Here is a 6,351-nt window from a genome sequence, read left to right as displayed (position 1 = left end):
TGAAAATAGATTATCGGCAAATTACGTTGCAGGCCATTGGAGAACTGGAGGAGAAAATTGAGGCTGCTGGACTTGAAGTGAAGGTAAGCTGTCTTGAGCCGTTATACATTTCCGCTGATGGCAGGCATTTATGGAGGATTTTGGAGAATTTAGTTTCCAACGCGGTAAAATATTCGATGCCTGACTCTCGTGTGTATATCGATATTTTTCAAGCGGAAGGACGGGGGATTTTGGTTATGAAAAATATTTCTGCCACCCCTATTGATTTTGATGAAACCAGATTGACTGATCGATTTGTTCGGGGGGATGCTTCCAGAACCACCGAAGGCTCGGGACTGGGGCTTTCCATCGCACAGAGCTTGGCGGAAGCACAAGGAGGTACCTTCGGCATTAAGGTGGATGGAGACTTATTTAAGGCAATCGTTAGTATGCCCCTTTGGGAAGATGGAGAAGAGCCTTTTATAGAAGATGAAGTTGAGGTGCAATAGCGATAAGAGGAAGTCTTTAAATCTCTTATATTTGCGTTTCACGAGATACTAGTTTTTATTGCTATCATAGGAGAATAGGCATTTCAAGATGATTGATTGCAGTAAGGATTAACTTGTAGAAACCTTGTAAGAAACTGAAAGGGTGTCGATAAAATCGACACCCTTAACTGTTGTATTCTAACTGTTGTAGAATATTTATTTATCTGAACGGTAAGGAGAAGTACATAAAAATTACGGAATTAAAATCGCTTTACAGCATTCTCCGCTTTTCATTAAACGTAAACCTTCTTGGAATTCCTCCAAAGGCAGTGTATGGGTGATTATAGGGGAAAGGTCTAATCCGCCAGCAATTAGGCCCTTTGCATCTTCCCATGTTTTATACATTAGTCTTCCGGCAATGCCCTTGATAACTTTTCCGCTGTAAACAAATTCAGAGAAGTTAAAATCAACGGAGCCATCAGGTAGACCGGCTGCTGCCATTTTGCCTTCAGGTGCCATACATTCAATGGCTGTTTTGATTGCTCGGATGTTACCAGTGAACTCGATAACTACCTCTGCACCATACGCAGTTTTTGCTTTGATTTCTTTTACCACATCAACTTCCATGGGGTTCAGAACTTCGTCAGCACCCATTTTCAGAGCCAACTCCCCCCGCTGTTTGTTGATTTCTACGGCAAATACCTTGGCAGCACCACATTTTTTTGCAACTGCGATGGACATAACACCAATGGGGCCGCAACCGTTGACTAAAACGGTTTTTCCGGCAACAGGGAATTCCATTGCGGCATGAACTGCCACACCAAAGGGTTCCATAATTGACACGATTTCTACAGGAGTGGATGGATCGTAAACAATGGCATTTTCAGCCGGAATTGAAATATATTCTGCAAAACAGCCATCTCGCGCCACACCGATGGTTTTTGTATTGGGGCAAACATGCTCGTTGCCATTGTGACACAAGGAGCAGGAATTACAGACAATATGCGTTTCTGCTGAAACTAAATCACCGATTTTGATTGTGGTTACATGATCACCCACTGCAATCACTTCTCCTGCAAACTCATGGCCGATAATGGTGGGGGGATTAATGCGTTTTTGGGACCATTCATTCCATTCCATAATATGAACATCGGTTCCGCAAACTGCCGCCGCCTTCACCTTGACCAGAATGTCGTTGGCACCGTAAGTTGGAATGGGTCTTTCTGTAAGAGCCAATGCACCAACTTCGGGTCGTTCTTTCACTACACATTTCATCATTTGTGACATAGTGTTTCCTCCTTAGTATAAAAAAATGAGAAAATAGCACATTTATTTGATTTCATTTTATGATAAGTACACTGTTTTGTACAATACATAATTTTTGTCTTAAGATAACTTTCTTTTATCGTTAGAAATCAAAGTTTCATATTGTAACAATATTTATTTCTAAATACAAAAGACCCCAAAGCGCTTCATACATTTTGGGGTCTTTTCTGTAAATTATATTGATGTTTTTACTGCATTTTCAATGAAATCAAGAATCCTTTTGGTTAATGGCTGGAGATGGCCATTCTTTTGATATAGAATCCCGATTTGCAGATACATAGGCTCCTGAAATGGCCTTGTGACCAGTGCTTTGTGGGCATATAAAGCCCGGGACATATGGTTTCCATCCACATTGATGATGCCGGAGCTATTGCCCAATAAAATCTCCTCAATATAACTAGTTTGATGTAAATGTTTTGAAACCACCTTTAAATGAATGTTTCTTTTTGCGGCTTCCATTTCCAATCGCTTTGGTAAATAAGAGGATGCACCAAGGCTAGTTATGGGGGTTGTGTTTAGAAGTTGTATAGGAATTTTATCATATTTCGCCAAATGGCTGTCTTCTCTTAGCAAAAGGCATATTTCTTGCCTGTATAGTGGGATGGAGGCAACAGAAAAATCTGAAATATCTTCGGGAATTACGTTTATGGCAACATCAACTTCTCCGTTGGAAATTTTCTCAATGTGATAATAAGCGCCACCTTCATCAAAAAAAACCTCTTCATTTTCTTCTAAAGAAGGCAGAAAATATTGATATATTCGATGAACAATATCGGGAGGGGCTGTTGGGGAAAGCCCTAAGCGTAGGATTTGTTTTCGATTTCTGCTTTTTGCAAGCATATCCTTTTCAATGGAACGCAATTCTTCCAAAATAGGTATGATTTTTGCAGTAAATTCCTCTCCTTCTGGGGTGAAAAGTAGTTTTTTGGGGGTTCGAATGATAAACTTTACATTAAAGTCGTCTTCAAGTTTCCGAATTGCAGCTGAAATAGCAGGCTGAGAAACAAAGAGCGCTTCAGCTGCCTTCGTAAAACTTTTATATTTATAGATTGCTTCTAAGTATTCCAACCCTTTAAGTTGCATATCCATACCCCTTTTGTCTTGGATCATAAATTTTATTTATCTTTATTATAACACAAAGAAAATGGAAAAACAGTATTTCAGGGACATGTTTGTCGAAAAGCAAATTGAAGGAAATTCATGGAAATTGCAAAATAACAAGGATGAAATTAGAATTAAAAAAGTTTTTTTGTCGAAAAATATCTAAAGTTATGTTAACAAAAAATACTTGTGAGCAACAACGTAAATTTTGGATATTTTGTGAGATAATAAATAAAGGATATTTTGTTACTATGGAGTTTTTTTACTATGTCGTGAGAATGGTTTTAATTTTAGTGGATTATTCAAATTTAAGATAAAATCTGATTTTAATTGTTTATAGTGATGGAAAATAACAAAAAAATGAGTGTAGCGGATGAACGAAAATAAGAGCTAGTTCTCCTTATTCTGCTAGACAAATTGAGAAATAAAATGGCTTGGAAATTATGTTAACTATAAATGACTTGAGGATATAATGATAAGTCTAAAGCTAAAATTTGGAAATCCTAAAATTAGAAAAAAATTTGTCAAATCTATTGACAAAACCGATTTTTATGAATTAAAATAAACCTGTTTTCAATCGCATATAGCGAGAACACTTTTGACCAGTTTTGTTTACGAATGAAACTCAAGGCCATACGGACAGCCGGGTCAACTGCCGATTGTGGAATTTTATTCCACATTATTGATTGCGTTAAGAGCGCAACTTTTATAAGTTGGCAACTCAATTGCCAGTTGGTTACTTCATAACCAAGTGTACTAGGGTACACACTTGTGAAACGGTCAATAGCAGGAGTAGTAAAAGTAGTTCTTACTATATAGACTCTGAAAACATTTTGGCGACAGGCGAGAATCTTTCTGCTGTAAGGGTAGAGGTCTAGATTTTTGCGTATGCCTTAATTCATTGAGCGATTTATGAGATGTGCCATAGGATACTGTGGTGCATCTTTTTTTGTTTGGGGGGTTCGGAATGGAAGATAAAATGAAATTATATGGCTTTAATAATCTTACAAAATCTTTGAGCTTTAATATTTATGATATTTGTTATGCCAAAACGGCAAGGGAACAGCAGGATTATATTAAATATATTAATGAGCAGTATAATTCAGAGCGTTTAACTGCCATTTTAACAAAGCTTACGGAAATGATTGGTGCTACAGTGCTGAATATTTCCAAACAGGATTATGAGCCCCAGGGTGCTAGTGTAACGTTTCTCATTGCTGAGGTGAATATGGCAAAATCCAGAAGCGGCGAAACCGTCGTGGCCCATTTGGACAAAAGCCATGTTACCGTACACACCTATCCTGAGTATCATCCGGAAACCTCCATTGCAACCTTCCGTGTGGATATTGATGTGGCAACTTGCGGGGAAATTACACCCTTATCTACGCTGGATTTTTTGATTGGTAGCTTTGATTCCGATATTATCACCATGGATTACCGTGTGAGAGGGTTTACTCGAAATATGAAGGGGCAAAAGCTGTTTATAGACCATAGCATTACGTCTATTCAGGATTATATCCACAATGATATTCTCCAAAAATATGACGCCATTGATGTAAATATTTATCAGTCTAATATTTTTCATACCAAAATGCTAATTAAAGATTTGGTATTGCAAAATTACTTGTTTAATTCCGATGTTTACGAAATTCCGCCCAAAATTCGTTTGGATATCACAAACGCTTTGCGGCAGGAAATGATAGAAATATTTAGTGGGACAAATGTATATCAGGAGGTGAAGCCTTGAAGGATCAAAATAAAATGCCTTTGATGGAAGCCTTGGAACGGATGCGGCATGACCGATTGGTGCCCTTTGATGTTCCTGGGCATAAGCACGGAAAGGGGAATCCGCAGCTAACAGATTTTTTGGGTGAAAAGTGCATGTCTGTGGATGTAAACTCAATGAAGCCTTTGGATAACCTTTGTCATCCTGTCAGCGTGATCAAAGAGGCGGAGGAGCTTGCCGCGGAAGCTTTTGGCGGGGCGCAAGCCTTTTTCATGGTGGGAGGTACAACCTCTGCGGTGCAGACCATGATTCTATCCAGTGTAAAAAGTGGGGATGAAATCATTTTACCCAGAAATGTGCACCAAAGTGTAATCAATGCCTTGGTGTTGTGCGGCGCTGTACCTGTATATATTAATCCGCAAATGAACAAAAAGCTAGGGATTGCTTTGGGAATGTCAGTTTCGGATGTGAATCGAACCATTGATGAGCATCCTAACGCCAAAGCCATTTTGGTGAATAACCCCACTTACTATGGCATTTGCTCGGATTTAAAGCAGATTACTGAAATTGCCCATGAAAAGGGTCTATTGGTTCTTGCAGATGAAGCCCACGGCACCCATTTTTATTTTGGGAAGGACATGCCCATTTCTGCCATGGCGGCAGGTGCGGATATGGCGGCAATCAGTATGCATAAATCTGGGGGTTCTCTAACTCAAAGCTCCCTGTTACTTTGTGGCAAGGGGATAAACGCTAATTATGTGAGAAAAATTATCAACCTTACCCAAACCACCAGCGGTTCTTATTTATTGCTTTCCAGTTTGGATATTTCCAGACGAAGTCTTGCCCTATGGGGAGTGGAAACCTTCGAAAAGGTGAAGAATTTTGCGCAGTATGCAAGAGATGAAATCAATGCCATTGGCGATTATTACGCCTATTCAAAAGAACTAATCAACGGAGACAGTGTATTTGATTTTGATACCACCAAGCTTTCTGTGAACACATTGGATTTGGGGCTTGCGGGCATTGAGGTATACGATTTGCTGCGGGATGAATATGGCATTCAGATTGAATTTGGTGACTTGGGAAACATTCTTGCCTACATTTCAGTAGGGGATAAAAATAAAAATATTGAGCGACTTATCAGTGCGCTTTCTGAAATTAGACGTATTTATAAAAAAGACAACAAAGATATGTTGGATACGGAATACATTAGTCCGACCGTTGTCATCTCTCCCCAAAGAGCCTTTTATGCCGACAAAATAAGCCTTCCTTTGGCAGAGTGCGACGGAAAGGTTTGTACCGAGTTTGTTATGTGCTACCCGCCGGGTATCCCAATCTTAGCCCCAGGGGAGCGTATTACCCGGGAAATTATTGCTTATATTCAATATGCCAAGGAAAAAGGCTGTGTCATTACGGGGCCTGAAAGTATGGATATTACAAGGTTGAACGTATGGAAAGGAGAAGAAAATGGATGATTTATGGTATAGCGAATATCACACACCAAATGTGCGTTTTTCTGTAAAGGTTTCCCACCAGCTTCACTATGAGGAAAGTAAGTACCAGAAAATATCAGTGTTTGAATCTCCTGAATTTGGACGATTTTTGACTTTGGATGGCATTATGATGCTCACAGAGCGAGACGAATTTATTTATCATGAAATGATTACGCACACTGCTATGGCGGTGAATCCTGAGATAAAAAAGGTATTAGTCATTGGAGCTGGAGACGGC

Annotated in this window: 5 protein-coding genes and 1 pseudogene; 4 read left to right on the top strand and 2 right to left on the bottom strand. The window is 39.3% G+C overall.

Features of this window, described 5'->3' with window-relative positions:
• Positions 1–488, top strand: a 488-nt coding sequence (locus RTK36_RS01120; RefSeq protein WP_312043469.1) for an ATP-binding protein, incomplete at its 5' end; no start/stop codon positions are given.
• Between the two features lie 231 nt (positions 489–719).
• Here the strand turns inward: RTK36_RS01120 and tdh are convergent.
• Both tdh and RTK36_RS01110 read right to left on the bottom strand, forming a co-directional pair.
• Positions 720–1,754: an L-threonine 3-dehydrogenase gene (tdh, locus tag RTK36_RS01115; RefSeq protein ID WP_312043467.1), complete on the bottom strand. Its 1,035-nt coding sequence runs from the start codon at positions 1,752–1,754 to the stop codon at positions 720–722.
• 213 nt (positions 1,755–1,967) lie between these two features.
• The gene (locus RTK36_RS01110; protein WP_312043465.1) at positions 1,968–2,876 is read right to left on the bottom strand and encodes a LysR family transcriptional regulator; all 909 of its coding nucleotides are present in this window, start codon (positions 2,874–2,876) and stop codon (positions 1,968–1,970) included.
• A gap of 985 nt (positions 2,877–3,861) precedes the next feature.
• Between RTK36_RS01110 and speD the strand changes: the two genes are divergently transcribed.
• From speD to RTK36_RS01095, 3 genes and pseudogenes are all read left to right on the top strand, one after another.
• Complete coding sequence (gene speD / locus RTK36_RS01105) at positions 3,862–4,641, top strand: adenosylmethionine decarboxylase (protein ID WP_256149024.1); 780 nt, start codon at positions 3,862–3,864, stop codon at positions 4,639–4,641.
• A gap of 14 nt (positions 4,642–4,655) precedes the next feature.
• Positions 4,656–6,095 (top strand): aminotransferase class I/II-fold pyridoxal phosphate-dependent enzyme, encoded by a 1,440-nt coding sequence (locus RTK36_RS01100; RefSeq protein WP_312043793.1) that lies wholly within the window; start codon positions 4,656–4,658, stop codon positions 6,093–6,095.
• Positions 6,088–6,351, top strand: a pseudogene (locus tag RTK36_RS01095) (spermidine synthase); the annotation flags it as partial. The gene RTK36_RS01100 and the pseudogene RTK36_RS01095, both read left to right, overlap by 8 nt.

The organism is Anaerotignum sp., assembly GCF_031981185.1.
GTDB lineage: Bacteria > Bacillota > Clostridia > Lachnospirales > Anaerotignaceae > Chakrabartyella.
Note: the sequence above shows the minus strand (reverse complement) of the source record. Positions and strands in the feature narration are given on the sequence as shown.

Coding starts and splice junctions, on each gene's coding strand:
- tdh (WP_312043467.1), bottom strand. CDS start 1,754: ATGTCACAAATGATGAAATGTGTAGTGAAAGAACGACCCGAAGTTGGT.
- RTK36_RS01110 (WP_312043465.1), bottom strand. CDS start 2,876: ATGCAACTTAAAGGGTTGGAATACTTAGAAGCAATCTATAAATATAAA.
- speD (WP_256149024.1), top strand. CDS start 3,862: ATGGAAGATAAAATGAAATTATATGGCTTTAATAATCTTACAAAATCT.
- RTK36_RS01100 (WP_312043793.1), top strand. CDS start 4,656: ATGCCTTTGATGGAAGCCTTGGAACGGATGCGGCATGACCGATTGGTG.